We start from the raw sequence: 16,764 nt of genomic DNA on the forward strand, positions 1-16,764 counted from the left end.
TTTTCGCGGAGAACGTACGATCGTCGACTGTGCAAGGTTCGGAGAACTCTTCCCGTCGCGGCCGTCGCTCCTCCACCATGGGCGGCATGCCACTGAACGACATGCCCTGGTGGCGCTGGCGCAGCAATGTGCGTTCCGCGCTGCACATGCTCTCCGACCCCGCCTTCCAACGTGATGTCTGGCTCGCCGGGATCGACGGGTACGGAGACGTCACCGACGCCGTGTACCGCCTGGTCGAGGACACCTGGCTGGACAACTGGTCCGCCGAGAAGTACGTCGGCACGATCTTCCGGGACTCCCAGGAGGCGGCCCTCGTCGACACCGCCGTGCTCCGCGTCCTGCGGATCATGCACCAGGTCGGGCCCGACGCACCCGTCTCCGCCTACCTCGACCACCAGGCGTGGCCGGAGGCACTGCGGGCGGCGCGCGACGCGCACGTACGCCTCGCGGTGAGCGACGGCGAGGATCCGGACACTCCGCCGCGGACGCTGGAGATCCTGCGGATCCTGACGCGGTCGGCGTAGCGGCCGGGGGCGGGACGCTCGGCGTAGCGCGTCCGCGTGGCGGGACGGTTCGTCCGGCGTGCTGCCTCGTATGGGACCCTGTCGTGCATGAATGATCAGTCCACCCGTGCCGCCGCGCCCGCCGAACAATATGTCCTGACCCTCTCCTGCCCGGACAAGCAGGGAATCGTGCACGCCGTGTCGAGCTACCTCTTCATGACCGGCTGCAACATCGAGGACAGCCAGCAGTTCGGCGACCACGACACGGGACTGTTCTTCATGCGCGTCCACTTCTCGGCGGAGGCGCCGGTGACCGTGGACAAGCTGCGCGCGAGCTTCGCGGCGATCGGTGACTCCTTCCACATGGACTGGCAGCTCAACCGGGCCGAGGACAAGATGCGGGTCGTGCTGATGGTCAGTAAGTTCGGCCACTGTCTGAACGACCTGCTCTTCCGCGCCCGGACCGGCGCGCTGCGCGTCGACATCGCGGCCGTGGTCTCCAACCACACGGACTTCGCCGAGCTCGTGGCCTCGTACGACGTCCCCTTCCACCACATCCCGGTGACGAAGGACACGAAGGCGCAGGCCGAGGCGCAGCTGCTCGAACTGGTCCGCTCCGAAGGGGTCGAACTGGTCGTGCTGGCCCGCTACATGCAGGTGCTCTCGGACGACCTGTGCAAGCAGCTCAGCGGCCGGATCATCAACATCCACCACTCCTTCCTGCCGAGCTTCAAGGGCGCGAAGCCGTACCACCAGGCGCATGCGCGCGGTGTGAAGCTGATCGGCGCGACGGCGCACTACGTCACCGCCGACCTCGACGAGGGGCCGATCATCGAGCAGGAGGTCGAGCGCGTCGGCCACGACGTGACGCCCGACGGGCTGGTCGCCATCGGGCGGGACGTGGAGTGCCAGGCGCTGGCGCGCGCGGTGAAGTGGCACGCCGAGCGCCGGATCCTCCTGAACGGCCGCCGCACGGTGGTGTTCGCGTAGGACACGCGGCGGCTTCACCCCCGGCCCCGGAGATCGTTTCGACCGCGGGCGGACGGGGGCGGCCTACATGCGGCTCAGGGACGCGGCGGCGAAGAGTACGTCCCTGATGGCCTCGCGGTCACCCACCTGACCCGCGGCCGCTTCCTCCGGCGACACGTGCCCCGCCGCCAACCGACAGAACTCCACCCCGTCCAGCGCGACATGCGCGACCTCGTGCTCGGCGGAGGCGACGCTCGCCGGGGAGTCGAGCGGGATCAGCCACTCGCCCCCACCGGAGCCCTCGATCTCCAGACGCAGACTGCGCCCGGGCGCCCCGGCGGCGACGAGCCGGCGGGGCGCCGGAGCCGACAGCCCCGCCCGCCGCCGCTCGGCGAGCGACACGGGCAGCATCCGCGCCGCCAGGTCGATCATCCGATGCAGATGACGTGGCGCGGGCGGCTCGTACGGATAGTCCACGGCGTCCGCGATGTCCCCCGCGTGCACCCAGCACTCGAAGGCGCGATCCAGCATCGAGTCGCTGAGCGGCAGTTCGAAAGCGCCGTACGACACGGCGAGCCGCCCGGAGCCTCCGCCCGCGAACGACACCGTACGGACGAGGTGGTGGCTCTGCTCCCGCCAGGGCGCGCGCACGGCCCGGGTGGGCGGGAAGTGCGAGGCACGCCAGTACGCCTCGGTGCGCTGCGAAGGGGTAGGGGTGCCCGCAGCCGCCCCCTTCGCCCCCTTCGCCCCCTTCGCCCCGGTCTTCCCGGTCGTCGCTCCGCCGAGCGGGTCCTCCAGGCCCAGCGCGACCCCCACCAGCCCGTCCACGGAGAGCAGATGCGCGATGACCCCGGCCACGGTCGTGCGCCGGCTCACGGGCCCGTCGCCCTCGAACCAGCGCAACCGCACCGGCGCGTGCCACTCCGCGTCTCCTATGTCCTGCAACAGCGCGTCGAGCCGCGCGGCCTCCGCGTCGTAGGGCGCCGCCCACTCGGGCACCGGGATACGCGCCGGACGCCGGTCCAGGCAGCCCTCCAGGACCCGGGTGCGCAGCGTCGGGTCGAGATCGAGGCTCTCCGGCGGGTGCAGCAGCCCGACCGCCCCGCGCAGCCGCAGTGCCTCGTCCGCGCACGAACCGCACTCCCCGAGGTGCTCCTCGACCGCCGCCGTCTCCTGCGCCGAGCAGGCGGCCAGCGCCCACGCGCCGAGCAGCGACTTCAGCACCCGGTGCTCCAGGACGAGCGGCGCGGGTTCCGGCAGCGGCAGTCCGGTGTCCTCGACGGAGGAACGCGGCATGGGGATGCGCGGCGGCTGCCCCGACCCCGCGGGCCCGGCGGGAGCGGTGAACCCACCGCCGCCACCGTCCCCGTCGTCGCCCCCGCCTCCGTCGCCACCGTCCCCTTCACCGCCCTGCTCCTTCGCCTCGTTCGCCTCCTTCGCCTCGTGCTCCTCGTGTTCGGTGACAGGTTTGTCGAAGGGCTCGTCGAAAGGCTCGTCGAAGGGATCGAACCGGTCTGTTCCTCCGCTCACCGCGCACCTCCGTATTCGGGCGGCGTGCCGGAGAGCCCGGCGTCGTGGGCGGTGGACAGCAGTTGCAGGCCGAGACGGAGCCGGCGGCGGGCCTCGTCCTCGGTGACGCCGAGGTCGGCGGCGGCCTGTCGGTAGTCGCGGCGCTGGAAGTACGCCAGTTCCAGGGCGGCCCGCAGTGGGGTCGGCATGGATGTGACGATGTAGTCCGCGCGGGCGGCGACGGAGGCGCTGCGCACCTTGCGTTCCAACTCCTCGGTGGTGCCGCCGCCGTCCAGGGCGAGCGCGGCGGTCTCGGTGGCGCGCAGCCGCTGCACGGCGAGCCGGTGGGTCAGCGTGGCGATCCAGGAACGCAGGGGACCCTGCTTGGGGTCGTACGACTCGGGGCTCTGCCAGACGTGGGCGAACACCTCGCGGGTGATGTTGTCGGCGGCCCGCTCATCGCCGAGTACGCGGTGTGCGAGGCCGTGCACGAGCGAGGCGAACCGGTCGTAGAGCTCACCGAGCGCGGCCGCCTCCCCGCGTGCGAGCCGCTGCTGCATCTTGCGGTCCCAGCGGGGCGGTGCGTCCTTCGTCGCCATGCGGCCCCCTCACTCTGCTCCTGCCCGGCGCCTGTCCCTGCGTCCCTGTCCGTACCTGTCGGCGGCCGGAGTCCCCGTCCAGCCTGTGTGCATCGCTGTCTCGAATGTAGTCGGCACGTCCGACAGCGCACGCCCCTTTACGTCAATGTGCGCCCCTGGACGGGGTGCGGATGGTAGAAGCCCACCGCTTCCCCCCTTGGATCCGATCGAACTAGACCGTATGTGACCACTGAACGACCGAAACAGCTCGGTCGTCCAGCATTTTCGACCGTAGACCGACGTTTCATCGATCCCGTACCGGTGTTTCATGGAACGACGGTGGGGCAGCCGCGCTGACAGGAAGCGTAAGACGTGCTTCCGGTTTTCGGCGGGCGAGGCGAGCGGGAGGCGTTGCGGTGACGCTCAAGGTGACCGACGACGAGTGGGGCGAGTGGGGCGAGTGGGCCGTGCTCCGGGTGTCGGGCGAGATGGATCTCGTGACGTCTCCGGTGCTGCGCCGGCGGGTGCACGAGGCGGTGGCGGAGGGCCGCCGCAGTCTGGTCCTCGACCTCTCCGAGGTCCTCTTCTGCGACTCCAGCGGCGTCGGCGTCCTCATCGCGACCCGCCGCCTGGTCCGCTCCTGCCAGGGGCGCCTGAGGCTGATCCTGCCGGCGCAGGGCGCGTCGGACGTCTCCCACGTCAACCGCGTTCTCGGGGCCCTCGGAGTGCGCCGCCTCTTCGACGTCTATCCGGACGTCGTCTCGGCCGTCGACGAGGAGTCGAGCCCGCTGTCGGCGTGAACCCGCGCCACACAGTTGTCCGGGAATTCCCTCGGTCTTGGCACAACCGTCGTTTTCCCGCACCCCGGCTTGCCCGGGCGTCGTACGCTCCGTGCCAGATGAAACCGCAGTCCGGCTGAGATGCCGGCTGAGTTGTAAGGCGGTCCGAGAAGACCATGGTCAGCACCGAGTACGAGCGCAGGATTGCCGCCCGCTTCGCCGGCTTCGACCAGGACGGCAACGGCTACATCGACCGGGAGGACTTCAACGCCGCGACGAAGGCGGTTCTCGCCGAGTTCGGTACGCCCGCACGGTCGGACAAGGGTCAGGCCCTGTACGTCGGCGCGGAGGCGTTCTGGCAGGGCATGGCGGGGATAGCGGATCGTGACGGCGATCAGCGCATCACCCGGGAGGAGTTCGTGAACGGCGCCGTGAAGCGCCTGCGGGACAACCCCGACCGCTTCGGGGAGATCGCCCGTCCCTTCCTGCACGCGGCCCTCGCCGTCGCGGACACGGACGGGGACGGCGCGGCCACGGTCGAGGAGGCCGTCCGTGTGCTCAGGGCCCTGGGCGTGCCCGACGGCGTCGCCGCCGTGGCCGCCGCCACGCTCGACACGGACGCCGACGGCCGGATCGGCGAAACGGAGGTCGTCACCTCGTTCGCCCGCTACTTCACGGTCCCGGAGTAGACCCCTACGGCACCCGCACTCCCACTGGCCGCCGTCCGGTCTCCACCCTCACCCCTCCCCCGAAAACCGCTCCCTGAGCTTGTACTTGAGTACCTTCCGGAGTGTTTCGTTGCGGGGGAGGGCGTCCACCACCTCCAACTGCTCGGGGAGTTTGTGGACGGAGAGTCCTTCCTCGCGCAGGTACGAGACCACGACGGCGAGCGTCAGTTCGGCGGCGCCCGGGGGCTGTTCGACCACGGCGCACACCCGCTCACCGCGGTCGGCGTCCGGGAGGCCGATCACCGCGACGTCGCCGACGGCCGGGTGCCGGTGCAGCAGGTCCTCGATCTCCTTCGCGGAGATGTTCTCGCCCTTGCGGATGATGACGTCCTTCAGGCGCCCGGTGAGGACGAGGTGCCCGCTCTCCGTCAGATGACCGACATCACCGGTGATCAGGAACCCGTCCTCGTCGAAGGCCTCGGCGGTCTGCGCCGGGTCCAGATAGCCCTGACAGACGGCTTCCCCGCGCAGCCGTACCCCGCCGTCCACGATCCGTATCTCCATGCCCGCCGGCGGCCTGCCCTCCGTCGTCGCGAGGTTCTCGGCCGTGTCGTCCGGCGCCCCCATCGTGATCATCGGGACCTCGGTCATCCCGTACCCGTGGGTGAGCTGCACGCCCATCTCCCGTACGACGGAGTGGTACACCTCGGGCGGCTTCGGCGCGCCCCCGCCCGCCAGCAGCCGTAGCGTGGGGATGACCGGCTCGGACGGCCGCTTGCGCTGCTCGGCGAGGAACATCGAGTAGAACGCCGTCGAACCGCCCGCCACCGTCACCCCGTGCCGCCGGTACTCCGCCAGCGCCGCCGGCAGCGCGAAGTGCTCGAACATCACCGCGGGGAATCCGTACAGCAGCAGCATCACCGTGTAGTCGGGCCCGGCGATGTGCGCGTACGGGAAGGCCATCGAGCCCACGTCGGTGGCCGACAGCCGCAGCGCGTGGGCGAGACACGACCCGCCCGCGATCAGCGAACGGTCCGTGTGGAGGACCCCCTTGGGGTCGGACGTCGTCCCGGAGGTCCAGTAGATCCAGCGGACCGAGGTGCCGTCGGCGGGCGGCGCGGGCAGCACGGCGGGATCGCCGTCCGGCAGCGCGTCGTACGCCTCGAAGACACCCTTCGCACCGAGCCGCCGCGCCATCGCCGTGTGGTCGAACCCGCGCCACTCGCCCGGTACGGCGAAGTACTCGGCCTTGGACTCCCTGAGCGCGAAGCCGACCTCGCGGTCGCGGTAGAAGGGGATCACCGGGGACTGCACGGCGCCGAGGCGGGCCAGGGCGAAGGACAGCAGAGCGGTCTCGACACGGGTGGGCAACTGCCAGGCGACCACCGTGCCGGGGCGTACGCCCATGTCGTACAGGCCCGCCGCCACCCGCTCGGCGCGGTCGCGCAACTCGCCGAAGCTCAGGGTGCGGGCGCCCTGGAGGAGGACCGGGCGGTCGGGGGTGAGGTCGGCCCGGCGGGCGACCAGTTCCCAGAGGGTGCGGGATGCGCTCAGTGCGTGGGCGGTGTCGTTCACGGCGGCGGCCCCCTGTGACCGTGATGCAGCTGACGGGTAGTCAGATCGTGGGCAGAGCGTAGGGCTCGGCGCCTTGTCGGTCCAGGGGTGCGGGACTAGCCTGCTGGGCAAGAGGGAATCTGACGACCCATCAGATATGTACGCCAGGCGGAGGGGAACCATGACCGAACTGCCCCGCATCATCAGCGTCGACGACCATGTGATCGAGCCCGCGCACCTCTTCGAGACCTGGCTGCCGAAGAAGTACCAGGACCGGGGACCCAAGCCCCTCACGGCCGGAATCGGTGAACTCGCCTACGTCGGCGGCAAGTACCAGATCACCATGGACCCGGACGGCCCGCCCACCGACTGGTGGATCTACGAGGACCTCAAGTTCCCGTACAAGCGCAACATCGCAGCCGTCGGCTTCGACCGCGACGAGATGACCCTGGAGGGCATCACGCGCGCGGAGATGCGGCGCGGCTGCTGGGACCCCGTCGAGCGGCTCAAGGACATGGACCTCAACCACGTCGAGGGAAGCCTCTGCTTCCCGACCTTCCCCCGCTTCTGCGGCCAGACATTCGCCGAGGCGCACGACAAGGAAGTGGCCCTGGCCTGCGTGCGCGCGTACAACGACTGGATGGTCGAGGAGTGGTGCGGCGACAGCGGCGGCCGGCTGATCCCGCTGTGTCTCATCCCGCTGTGGGACATCGAACTGGCGGTCGCGGAGATCCGGCGCAACGCCGCGCGCGGAGTGAAGGCGGTGACGTTCTCCGAGATCCCCACCCACCTCGGCCTGCCCTCCATCCACTCCGGCTACTGGGACCCGTTCTTCGCGGTCTGCCAGGAGACGGGGACGGTCGTGAACATGCACATCGGTTCCTCGTCGCAGATGCCCGCCGCGTCCCCGGACGCGCCGCCCGCCGTACAGGCCTCGCTGTCCTTCAACAACGCGATGGCCTCGATGATGGACTTCCTGTTCAGCGGAGTGCTGGTGAAGTTCCCGCGCCTCAAACTCGCCTACTCCGAGGGGCAGATGGGCTGGATCCCGTACGCCCTGGAGCGCGCCGACGACGTCTGGCAGGAGCACCGCGCCTGGGGCGGAGTCCGGGACCTCATCCCGGAGCCGCCCTCGACGTACTACTACCGGCAGATCTTCTGCTGCTTCTTCCGTGACAAGCACGGCGTCGCCTCGCTGGACGTCGTGGGACGGGACAACGCGACCTTCGAGACCGACTACCCGCACGTCGACTCGACCTTCCCGCACACCAAGGAGGTCGCCCTCGACCATGTGAAGGGCCTCGACGACGAGACCGTCCACAAGCTGATGCGCGGGAACGCCATCCGCATGCTCGACCTGGACCTCGACAAGTAGCGGGCCCATGGATCTCACGTACACCCCCGAGGAGGAGGAGTTCCGCGCCCGGCTGCGGGAGTGGCTCGCCGGGGTGCTCCCGTCGCTGCCCCCGAAACCGTCCCCGGACGACTGGCCCGGCCGGCGGGCGTACGACCTCGGGTGGCAGCGGATGCTGTACGACGCCGGGTACGCGGGGCTGCACTGGCCCGTCGACGCCGGGGGCCGGGGTGCCACGCCGACCCAGCACCTCATCTACCTGGAGGAGACGGAAAAGGCGGGCGCCCCCTACGTAGGGGCCAATTTCGTCGGACTGCTGCACGCCGGGCCGACCATCGCCTCCGAAGGGACCCCCGCACAGCGGGCGCGCTGGCTGCCGCCGGTGCTGCGCGGCGAGGAGGTCTGGTGCCAGGGGTTCAGCGAACCGGACGCCGGCTCGGACCTCGCGGCACTGCGCACCCGCGCGTGGCGGGACGGCGACGACTACGTAGTGAGCGGGTCCAAGATCTGGACCTCCCACGCCGAGGTCGCCGACTGGTGCGAGCTGCTGGTCAGGACCGACCCGGCGGCCCCGAAGCACCGCGGGATCTCGTGGCTCGCGATGCCGATGGACGCACCCGGGATCACCGTCCGGCCACTGCGCACCCTCGCGGGCTCGACCGAGTTCGCGGAGGTCTTCCTCGACGAGGTGCGGGTGCCTGTCACGCACCGGGTCGGCGCCGAGAACGACGGCTGGCGCGTGACCATGGTGACCCTGTCGTACGAGCGCGGTACCGCATTCGTGGGTGAGGTCGTGGCCTGCCGACGGGTGCTCGGAGAGGTCGCGCGCGAGGCCCGGAAGAACGGCCGCTGGGACGATCCGGCACTCCGGCGGAGGCTGGGCGGGCTCAACGCGGAGTTCCGCGCGCTGTGGCGGCTCACGCAGTGGAACGTGAGCGAGGCACAGAGCAACGGGGGAGTGCCGGGAGTCGGCGGTTCGGTTTTCAAACTGAGGTACTCACACGCGCGGCAGGAGCTGTACGACGCCGCCGCCGAGGTTCTCGGGCCCGAGGCGCTGGACCTGGGCAGGGAGTGGACCCTCGACCGGCTCAGCTCCCTGTCGTACACCATCGCGGCCGGCACCTCGCAGATCCAGCACAACATCGTGGCCGAGCGGATCCTGGGCCTGCCGAAGGGACGGTGAGTACTTCCCCGTGGACTTCCAACTCACGGACGACCAGCGAGCCTTGAAGGCGGGCGTGCGCGAGCTGCTCGCGGCTCGGTTCGGCAGGGAGCGGCTGCGCGCCGCCGTGGACGAGGGGCCGAGGCTCGACCGGGCTCTGTGGCGCGAGCTCGGCGAGGCGGGGTTCTTCGCGCTGCGCCTGCCCGAGGCGGACGGCGGCGTCGGACTCGGCCTCCCGGAGACGGTGCTCGCCTTCGAGGAGGCGGGGCGGGTCCTGCTGCCCGGCCCGCTGATCGCCACGCACCTCGCGGCGGGCGTGGTGGACGGGGCCGCCACCGGAGAGACCGTGGTGACGGCCGTCGACGGCGGCGGCCTGGTGGAGTGGCTGGCCGAGGCGGACGTCGTACGCGGGGACGCGAGCGGCGCCGAGCCGCTGCGGTCGGTGGACCCACTGACGCCGCTGCACCGGGTACCCGTATCCGGCGTTGCCGGGCCCCCGGACGTGCGCCCCGTGGGTTCCACCGGCGCACTCCCCCCGGCTCCCCTCACCTCGCTCTTCACGGCGGCCGAACAACTCGGCACCGCCGCCCGCGCCTGCGACACGGCCGTGCAACACGCCCGGACCCGCGAGCAGTTCGGGCAGCCGATCGGGGCCTTCCAGGCGGTCAAGCATCTGTGCGCCCAGATGCTGGTGCGGGTGGAACTGGCGCGCGCCGCGGTCTACGCCGCCGCAGTCACGGCCGATCCCGTGGACATCGCGGCGGCCCGGCTGCTCGCCGACGAGGCCGCCGTGCGCGGCGCCCGCGACTGCCTCCAGGTGCACGGCGGCATGGGCTTCACCTGGGAGTCCGACGTCCATCTGTTTCTGAAGCGGGCTTGGACGCGAACCCAACGTACGGGCATGGCTACGGAGAGTGAGGAATTGTTGGCGGCCGACCTGGTGTCCGGAGTGGGCCGATAGGGCTCTGTGCAGGCACGGCCCGGAAAGGGGCGCGATGAATGTCGCGGATCGTGGCATACCGGAATTACGGAGCGTTGATATCGGGTTGTGTCCTACGCGTGACTTGTCACGGCCTGGAGTCGGCGGCGGGCTCGGGTACCTTGTGTGGGATGCGAGTGGTTCCGAGATCGAGCCATCCCGGTGTTGCCCCTGAGGCCGCGCCGGATCCGGCGATGCTCGCCGCTTGCAAGGCAGTGCGGACCCCCGCGACTGCCTGTTCGACTCCCCGTGGCGAGCGTCGCACAGTATGCCGCACGCGTACTCCTTCGCGCTGGAATATGCCCGAAGCGCTTGTTGGGGTGACTGTACGTCAACCATGCTGTCTCTCAAGGGAATCACGTTCTGTGATCCTGGTTCTGGTCATGCAGGTCATGGCCACGATCGTGGCCCTCGTGAGGCGCGAGGCGATGTGTCCGCCGGTTCGGATGGTGTGAGCGGTGCAGGTGCTTCAAGTGCAGCTGGAGATCCGGCCCGACCCCGCGGAGGTGGGGCGAGCTCGGAGGTGGGCCCGTTCGCGGCTCGCCGGGTCCGGGATAGGGGTCGATGAGCCGCTCGCCGAGACGCTGATCCTGCTCGTCTCCGAACTCGTCACCAACGCCGTGGTGCACACCGGCTGTCCGGCCGTGCTGCGGCTGTCCCTGCCGGGCGTCCTCGGTGAGTCCATCGGGACCGTCCGTCTGGAGGTGGCCGACTCCAGCGCCCGCCCCCCGGTGCCCCGGCACGCCGAGGGTGACGAGACCAACGGCCGCGGCCTGGAGTTGGTCGACGGTCTGGCGGACCGCTGGGGCTGGAATCCCGAGGGTGCCGGCAAGAGCATCTGGTGCGAGGTCGACCGCTGTACGCAGGGCGCCCGGGCGGGGGTCGCGTACGCGGCTTCCTCCTATGAGGGCTTCGCGTACGAGGCGTACGAGGCGGTCTAGTCCGCGTCCGCACCCGCTCCCGTACCTCTGGTGCGGGAGCACGGTTCGTGCATTTGTGCACGCGTTCCGTTTCCACGGCCCGGGTCGGGGCCGAGTGCGCCGGGATGTGCTTCCGTGCGCGCCGTCGCAAAGGGCGCGTAAGTGATAATTCCCCGAACGGGTGTTGACGTGACGTGTCCGTTTGATCACGCTTGTGTTCAGCGATTCGCCGCGAGGGGACGACGAGGGCTTCGGTGACGGGAGCCCTCGGCGAGTGCGGGTCGTGATTCGGCGTCGGCTCCTACAGGGCCAGAGGGAGCAGGGCGGGTACGCCGGAACCGACTGGCGGCGCGCGATGCCGTGCTCGGGGCGCGCAGTGGCGCGCCGCCAGCCGACCCATTCCCCGGCCACCGGCCGACCCATTTCCCGGCCACCGGCCGACCCGTTTCCCGGCCACCGGCCGACCTTTCCCCGGGGGCTCCTTGGGGCTCATCTCAGAGGATGGCCACCGGTGCCACGGGGGTACCCGTGCCGCCGACGAAGGGTTCCGGCATCGCGGACAGCAGGAAGGCGTAGCGATTCTCTTGTCCACAGGCTGTGGACAACTCTTCGAGATTCCAGTTCTGGCCCTGCAGCATCCCCATCTCGACCAGGTCGAGCGCGTGTACGGGCAGCCACAGGTCCTCGATTTCGGGAGGGAAGATCTCAAAAGTGAGAGTGTCGTTCGCGACGGCCGCGACATCGCGCGCGTGGAACCACTCCGGCGTACGGATCGACAGCCCGGGCGACGGATACCCGTACGCGTGCTTGTCGCCGGCCAGGTAGACCTGGATCTGTCCGGTCCGTACGAGCACGATGTCCCCGGACCGCACCCGCGTGCCCGCCAACTCCTCCGCCGCTTCGAGGTCTTCGGGGGTCACGGCGTGCCCGCCGTCGAGGCGGTCGACGCCCCGCGCGCGCGGGATGTCGAGCAGGACGCCTCGCGAGACGAGGTGCCGGGGCTTGTCGATGCCGCTGAACTCGGCGCCGCCGTGCGGGGTGATCGTGCCGGCCGGGCGGCCGTTGTAGAGCTTCCCGGAGTGTGAGACATGGGTGAGCGCGTCCCAGTGGGTCGCCGCCTGGAGCCCCAGAGTCACGGCGTCGTCGCTGCACGCGACCGTTCCGGGACCGAAGATCTCCTGGTTGATCTGCACCATGACGTGCAGCGGATTGATCCGCCCGGGGATCATCCCGGTCTGCACCCCGTCCTGCTGGAGAGGGAGCGCGAGCGGAACACGCCGCCCCGTGCGGACACAGGCGACGGCCTCTCGTACCACCTCGTCGGTGATCAGGTTCAGGGTCCCGATCTCGTCGTCGGCGCCCCAACGCCCCCAGTTGTTCACGCGCTTGGCGATGTCGTGGAACTCGACCGGAAGTGACATGAGTCCTCCGCGGGGCTTGTCTCCGGGTATCTGACGGGTCGTAGAATCCGAGGAGACCGAATCTAACGGACCGTCAGAAACTGCGGGAAGGGGCCGGACGTGGGGAACTTCTTGGCAGGAAAGGTCATCGCCGTGACGGGGGCGGGCCGCGGGATCGGCCGCGCCGTCGCGCTCGCCGCGGCGGCCGAGGGCGCACGGGTCGTCGTCAACGACTACGGGGTGTCCATCGAGGGCGCCGAGCCGACCAGTTCGATCGCCGACGCCGTGGTCAAGGAGATCGGGGCGGCGGGCGGGGAAGCGGTCGCGGTGGCCGACGACATCTCCACGATGGCGGGCGGTCAGCGGGTCGTCGACGCGGCGCTGACCTCGTACGGGCGCATCGACGGAGTGGTGTGCGTGGCCGGCATCCTGCGTGAACGGATGCTCTTCAACATGTCCGAGGAGGAGTGGGACCCCGTCGTCGCCACCCACCTGAAGGGCACGTTCACGGTCTTCCGGGCGGCCTCGGCGGTCATGCGCAAACAGGGCGCGGGCACGCTGATCGGCTTCACCAGCGGCAACCACCAGGGCTCGGTCGCGCAGGCCAACTACAGCGCGGCGAAGGGCGGGATCATCTCGCTGGTCCGCAGCGCGGCACTGGGCCTGCACAAGTACGGGGTGACGGCCAACGCGGTGGCACCGGTCGCCCGCACCCGCATGTCGGCCAATGTCCCCATGGAGCTGAAGGAGATCGGCGAACCGGAGGACGTGGCCGCGCTGGTGGTCTACCTCCTGTCCGACCGTGCCCGCGAGGAACGCATCACCGGGCAGGTCTACACGATCGCCGGCCCGAAGATCGCGGTGTGGGCACAGCCGCGGGAGCTGCGCGCCGGATACGCGGACGGCGGCCCCTGGACTCCCGAGCGGATCGCGGACTTCCTGCCGGGGACCGTGGGCGTGGACCCCATGCCCCTGCTGGAACAGGTGGAGGCGATGGCGCGGGCGGCCGCGCAAAGGGCGCGGCCGAACGCGTGAGGTGCCGTTGTTCTGTTGGGCCCGTGGGCGAGGGGGATACATGGAGTTCGGATTCGACGCCGAGGACGAGGCCTTCCGGCGCACGGCACGGGACTGGCTGACGGCCCATCCGGCCGCGGAGTCGGTCGTCCGGCAGGACTGGGAACGGGAACTGGGCCGGGGCGGCTGGATCGGCCTCGGCTGGGCGGAGGACGGATACGGCAACCGGCGGGCGAGCCTGACCCAACAGGTCGTCTGGGCCGAGGAGTACGCCCGTTCCAGGGCCCCGGCCCGCTCCGGCCATATCGGCGAGAAGCTCCTCGCCCCCACCCTCATCGCCCACGGGACCCCGGAACAGAAGGCCCGCTTCCTGCCCCCGGTCGCCCGCGGCGAGGAACTCTGGTGCCAGGGATACAGCGAGCCGGGCGCGGGCTCGGACCTGGCGGGGATCCGTACGGCCGCGGCACGGGACGGCGACACGTACCGCGTCACCGGCCAGAAGATCTGGACCTCGCTCGCCCACGAGGCGGACTGGTGCTTCGTCCTCGCCCGTACGGAACCGGGGTCGGCCCGCCACCACGGCCTGTCCTTCCTTCTCGTCCCGATGGACCAGCCGGGCCGCGTCGAGGTCCGCCCGATCCGCCAGCTCACCGGCACGAGCGAGTTCAACGAGGTCTTCTTCGACGGGGCGGTGGCCCGCGCCGAACACGTCGTCGGCGGTGCGGGCAACGGCTGGCAGGTGGCCATGAGTCTCCTCGGTTTCGAACGAGGGGTCTCGACGCTGGCCCAGCAGATCGGCTTCGCGGAGGAGTTGGGGCGGGTGATCGAGACGGCCGTCGCCACGGGCGCGGCGGCCGACCCGGTGGTCCGCGACCGACTCGTACGCCAGTGGGCGGAACTGCGCACGATGCGCTGGAACGCCCTGCGGACGCTGGGTGGTTCGGGCGACGCGGGCGCGCCCAGCGTCGCCAAGCTGCTGTGGGGCCGCTGGCACCAGCGGCTCGGCGAACTGGCGGTACGGGTGCGGGGCGCGGAGGCCGCGACCGGCCCCGCGGACTGGTCGGCCTCGGAACCGTACGAACTCGACTCCTCCCAGCACCTGTTCCTGTTCAGCCGGGCCGACACCATCTACGGCGGCTCGGACGAGATCCAGCGCACGATCATCGCCGAGCGCGTGCTCGGCCTGCCGAGGGAACCCAAGGGCTGAGGGAGTCGCGATGCGAGGCGTGATCTTCGACGGCAAGCGGACGCAGGTCGTGGACGACCTGGAGATACGGGATCCGGGGCCTGGCGAGGTGCAGGTCGCGATCTCCGCGGCCGGCCTCTGCCACAGTGACCTGTCGGTGGTGGACGGGACGATCCCCTTCCCCGTCCCCGTGGTCCTGGGGCATGAGGGCGCGGGGGTCGTCGAGGCGGTGGGCGCGGGCGTCGGCCATGTCCGCCCCGGCGACCATGTCGCGCTCTCCACGCTCGCCAACTGCGGGGCGTGCGCGGAGTGCGACCGGGGGCGGCCGACGATGTGCCGCAAGGCGATCGGGATGCCGCGGCAGCCGTTCGCGCGGGGCGGGCGGCCGCTGTACCAGTTCGCGTCCAACTCCGCGTTCGCGGAAAAGACGGTGGTGAAGGCCGTCCAAGTCGTCCGCATCCCCAAGGACATCCCCCTCCCGTCCGCCGCGCTGATCGGATGCGGAGTCCTGACGGGAGTGGGCGCGGTCCTCAACCGCGCGAGGGTGGACCGGGGGGACACCGTCCTCGTCATCGGCACCGGCGGCATTGGACTCAACGTTCTCCAGGGCGCTCGGATCGCGGGCGCCCTGAAGATCGTCGCGGTCGACGCCAACCCGGCGAAGGAGGCCGTGGCCCGGCGCTTCGGCGCCACGCACTTCCTGACGTCGACGGAGGCCGTGAAGGACATCCTTCCCACGGGCGCGGACCACGCCTTCGAGTGCGTCGGCCGCGTCGAACTCATCCGCCAGGCCATCGACCTGCTGGACCGCCACGGCCAGGCGGTCCTGCTCGGCGTACCTCCGGCCACGGCCGAGGCGTCCTTCCTCGTCTCGTCCATGTACCTCGACAAGTCCATCCTGGGCTGCCGATACGGCTCCTCCCGCCCCCAGCGTGACATCGCCCTGTACGCCGACCTGTACCGAGAAGGCCGCCTCCTCCTGGACGAGCTGGTCACTCAGACCTACCCGGTGGAGGACTTCGACAAGGCGGCGCAGGATGCGGAGGAGGGGAGGGTGGCGCGGGCGGTGCTGACGTTCTAGGAGGGGCGGTTCATTCGTCTGCGGGTGGGTGGGGGCTGGTCGCGCAGTTCCCCGCGCCCCTTAAGAGCGCTGGCGCGCACCGAGGTCCTCGACTCTGGAGGCCCCGGAGGTCCGGAAAGTGCGCCGATACGCGGTGGGGGTGACCCCGAGCGCCGCCTGTAGGTGCTGCCGCATCGACTGGGCCGTGCCGAATCCGGCGTCCCGCGCGACCTGGTCGATGGACAGGTCGCTGGTCTCCAGCAGGTGCCGGGCCCGTTCGATGCGCTGCTGGGTCAGCCAATGCCCGGGGCTGACGCCGACCTCCTCGCGGAAGCGGCGCGTGAAGGTGCGTACGGACATGGCTTCCTGCTCGGCCATGTCGCGCAGCTGGATCGGTTCGTCGAGGCGGGCCAGCGCCCAGGCGCGGGCGGCGGTCGTGGTGGCCGCCTGCGGCTCCGGCACCGGCCGCTGGATGTACTGCGCCTGCCCGCCGTCGCGGTGCGGGGGTACGACGGTGCGGCGGGCCACGTCGTTGGCGACGGCGGTGCCGTGGTCACGGCGTACGAGATGGAGGCACAGGTCGATTCCCGCGGCGACGCCGGCGGAGGTGAGGACGTCGCCGTCGTCGACGAAGAGCACTTCGGCGTCGACCTTGATCTTCGGAAAGAGCCGCTGGAAGTGCTCGGCGTGCATCCAGTGGGTGGTGGCCGGGCGGCCGTCGAGGTAGCCCGCGGCGGCGAGGACGTAGCTGCCGGTGCAGATGGAGACGAGGCGGGTGCCGGGGCGGATGTGGGCGAGGGCGGCGGCCAGTTCGGGGGTGAGGACGCCTTCGGCGTGGACGGGGCCGAGTTCGTAGGAGGCGGGGATGACGACGGTGTCGGCGGTGGCGAGGACTTCGGGGCCGTTCGCGACGAGGACGGCGAAGTCGGCGTCCGTCTCGACGGGGCCGGGCGGCCGGACCGAGCAGGTGACGATCTCGTACAGCGGGCGCTCGTCCGCGTCGCGTGCCTTGCCGAAGATGCGCTGCGGGATGCCGAGCTCGAAGGGCAGCAGCCCGTCGAGGGCGAGGACGACGACGCGGTGGCGAGGGTGCGTACCGTGAGAGGCCATGGCCCGATCCTAGCGAATG

At 70.7% G+C, this 16,764-nt stretch carries 16 protein-coding genes; 11 read left to right on the forward strand and 5 right to left on the reverse strand.

Features of this window, described 5'->3' with window-relative positions:
* Positions 1–77 precede the first annotated feature (77 nt).
* On the forward strand, positions 78–524 hold the full coding sequence (locus tag ACFVWD_RS21100) for a hypothetical protein (RefSeq protein ID WP_389597979.1): 447 nt from the start codon (positions 78–80) through the stop codon (positions 522–524).
* Between the two features lie 87 nt (positions 525–611).
* Entirely contained in the window at positions 612–1,493 is an 882-nt protein-coding gene (gene purU, locus ACFVWD_RS21105; protein WP_054235638.1) for a formyltetrahydrofolate deformylase, read from the forward strand.
* Between the two features lie 63 nt (positions 1,494–1,556).
* Here purU and ACFVWD_RS21110 read toward each other — a convergent pair whose 3' ends face one another.
* Positions 1,557–3,002, reverse strand: a complete 1,446-nt coding sequence (locus ACFVWD_RS21110) for a zf-HC2 domain-containing protein (RefSeq protein WP_389597981.1) — start codon at positions 3,000–3,002, stop codon at positions 1,557–1,559.
* The gene (locus ACFVWD_RS21115; RefSeq protein WP_101404421.1) at positions 2,999–3,580 is read right to left on the reverse strand and encodes a sigma-70 family RNA polymerase sigma factor; all 582 of its coding nucleotides are present in this window, start codon (positions 3,578–3,580) and stop codon (positions 2,999–3,001) included. Before ACFVWD_RS21115 ends, ACFVWD_RS21110 begins: the two co-directional genes overlap by 4 nt.
* Before the next feature lie 395 nt (positions 3,581–3,975).
* Here ACFVWD_RS21115 and ACFVWD_RS21120 point away from each other — a divergent pair, with 395 nt between their 5' ends.
* Both ACFVWD_RS21120 and ACFVWD_RS21125 read left to right on the forward strand, forming a co-directional pair.
* Positions 3,976–4,359, forward strand: a complete 384-nt coding sequence (locus ACFVWD_RS21120) for an STAS domain-containing protein (protein ID WP_168492803.1) — start codon at positions 3,976–3,978, stop codon at positions 4,357–4,359.
* 155 nt (positions 4,360–4,514) lie between these two features.
* The gene (locus ACFVWD_RS21125) at positions 4,515–5,027 is read left to right on the forward strand and encodes an EF-hand domain-containing protein (RefSeq protein WP_168492801.1); all 513 of its coding nucleotides are present in this window, start codon (positions 4,515–4,517) and stop codon (positions 5,025–5,027) included.
* A gap of 48 nt (positions 5,028–5,075) precedes the next feature.
* Here the strand turns inward: ACFVWD_RS21125 and ACFVWD_RS21130 are convergent, their stop codons facing one another.
* Positions 5,076–6,581 carry a class I adenylate-forming enzyme family protein gene (locus tag ACFVWD_RS21130; protein WP_389597982.1) on the reverse strand — a complete coding sequence of 502 codons (1,506 nt, stop codon included), beginning with the start codon at positions 6,579–6,581 and terminating at the stop codon, positions 5,076–5,078.
* Between the two features lie 160 nt (positions 6,582–6,741).
* Between ACFVWD_RS21130 and ACFVWD_RS21135 the strand changes: the two genes are divergently transcribed.
* The 4 genes from ACFVWD_RS21135 to ACFVWD_RS21150 all read left to right on the forward strand — a co-directional run bounded on the left by ACFVWD_RS21135 (position 6,742) and on the right by ACFVWD_RS21150 (position 10,996).
* Complete coding sequence (locus tag ACFVWD_RS21135) at positions 6,742–7,935, forward strand: amidohydrolase family protein (RefSeq protein WP_067372012.1); 1,194 nt, start codon at positions 6,742–6,744, stop codon at positions 7,933–7,935.
* A gap of 7 nt (positions 7,936–7,942) precedes the next feature.
* On the forward strand, positions 7,943–9,097 hold the full coding sequence (locus tag ACFVWD_RS21140; protein WP_389597984.1) for an acyl-CoA dehydrogenase: 1,155 nt from the start codon (positions 7,943–7,945) through the stop codon (positions 9,095–9,097).
* A gap of 10 nt (positions 9,098–9,107) precedes the next feature.
* Positions 9,108–10,037, forward strand: a complete 930-nt coding sequence (locus ACFVWD_RS21145; RefSeq protein WP_389597986.1) for an acyl-CoA dehydrogenase family protein — start codon at positions 9,108–9,110, stop codon at positions 10,035–10,037.
* Positions 10,038–10,513: 476 nt separating this feature from the next.
* On the forward strand, positions 10,514–10,996 hold the full coding sequence (locus ACFVWD_RS21150) for an ATP-binding protein (RefSeq protein ID WP_248002973.1): 483 nt from the start codon (positions 10,514–10,516) through the stop codon (positions 10,994–10,996).
* A 473-nt stretch (positions 10,997–11,469) separates the two neighbouring features.
* Here the strand turns inward: ACFVWD_RS21150 and ACFVWD_RS21155 are convergent, their stop codons facing one another.
* On the reverse strand, positions 11,470–12,396 hold the full coding sequence (locus ACFVWD_RS21155; RefSeq protein WP_389597987.1) for a cyclase family protein: 927 nt from the start codon (positions 12,394–12,396) through the stop codon (positions 11,470–11,472).
* A 99-nt stretch (positions 12,397–12,495) separates the two neighbouring features.
* Here ACFVWD_RS21155 and ACFVWD_RS21160 point away from each other — a divergent pair, with 99 nt between their 5' ends.
* The 3 genes from ACFVWD_RS21160 to ACFVWD_RS21170 are packed head-to-tail and all read left to right on the forward strand — an operon-like array spanning position 12,496 to position 15,656.
* Positions 12,496–13,410 (forward strand): SDR family oxidoreductase, encoded by a 915-nt coding sequence (locus tag ACFVWD_RS21160; RefSeq protein ID WP_389597988.1) that lies wholly within the window; start codon positions 12,496–12,498, stop codon positions 13,408–13,410.
* 40 nt (positions 13,411–13,450) lie between these two features.
* On the forward strand, positions 13,451–14,596 hold the full coding sequence (locus tag ACFVWD_RS21165) for an acyl-CoA dehydrogenase family protein (RefSeq protein ID WP_389597990.1): 1,146 nt from the start codon (positions 13,451–13,453) through the stop codon (positions 14,594–14,596).
* Between the two features lie 10 nt (positions 14,597–14,606).
* Entirely contained in the window at positions 14,607–15,656 is a 1,050-nt protein-coding gene (locus ACFVWD_RS21170; RefSeq protein WP_389597992.1) for a Zn-dependent alcohol dehydrogenase, read from the forward strand.
* 60 nt (positions 15,657–15,716) lie between these two features.
* Here ACFVWD_RS21170 and ACFVWD_RS21175 read toward each other — a convergent pair whose 3' ends face one another.
* Positions 15,717–16,745, reverse strand: a complete 1,029-nt coding sequence (locus ACFVWD_RS21175) for a GlxA family transcriptional regulator (RefSeq protein ID WP_389597994.1) — start codon at positions 16,743–16,745, stop codon at positions 15,717–15,719.
* Positions 16,746–16,764: the final 19 nt, after the last annotated feature.

Source organism: Streptomyces sp. NPDC058086, assembly GCF_042885015.1.
GTDB lineage: Bacteria > Actinomycetota > Actinomycetes > Streptomycetales > Streptomycetaceae > Streptomyces.

Excerpts from the sequence above, each read along its gene's own strand:
- ACFVWD_RS21100 (WP_389597979.1), top strand. The coding sequence starts at position 78 with ATGGGCGGCATGCCACTGAACGACATGCCCTGGTGGCGCTGGCGCAGC.
- purU (WP_054235638.1), top strand. The coding sequence starts at position 612 with ATGAATGATCAGTCCACCCGTGCCGCCGCGCCCGCCGAACAATATGTC.
- ACFVWD_RS21115 (WP_101404421.1), bottom strand. The coding sequence starts at position 3,580 with ATGGCGACGAAGGACGCACCGCCCCGCTGGGACCGCAAGATGCAGCAG.
- ACFVWD_RS21125 (WP_168492801.1), top strand. The coding sequence starts at position 4,515 with ATGGTCAGCACCGAGTACGAGCGCAGGATTGCCGCCCGCTTCGCCGGC.
- ACFVWD_RS21135 (WP_067372012.1), top strand. The coding sequence starts at position 6,742 with ATGACCGAACTGCCCCGCATCATCAGCGTCGACGACCATGTGATCGAG.
- ACFVWD_RS21140 (WP_389597984.1), top strand. The coding sequence starts at position 7,943 with ATGGATCTCACGTACACCCCCGAGGAGGAGGAGTTCCGCGCCCGGCTG.
- ACFVWD_RS21155 (WP_389597987.1), bottom strand. The coding sequence starts at position 12,396 with ATGTCACTTCCGGTCGAGTTCCACGACATCGCCAAGCGCGTGAACAAC.
- ACFVWD_RS21165 (WP_389597990.1), top strand. The coding sequence starts at position 13,451 with ATGGAGTTCGGATTCGACGCCGAGGACGAGGCCTTCCGGCGCACGGCA.
- ACFVWD_RS21170 (WP_389597992.1), top strand. The coding sequence starts at position 14,607 with ATGCGAGGCGTGATCTTCGACGGCAAGCGGACGCAGGTCGTGGACGAC.
- ACFVWD_RS21175 (WP_389597994.1), bottom strand. The coding sequence starts at position 16,745 with ATGGCCTCTCACGGTACGCACCCTCGCCACCGCGTCGTCGTCCTCGCC.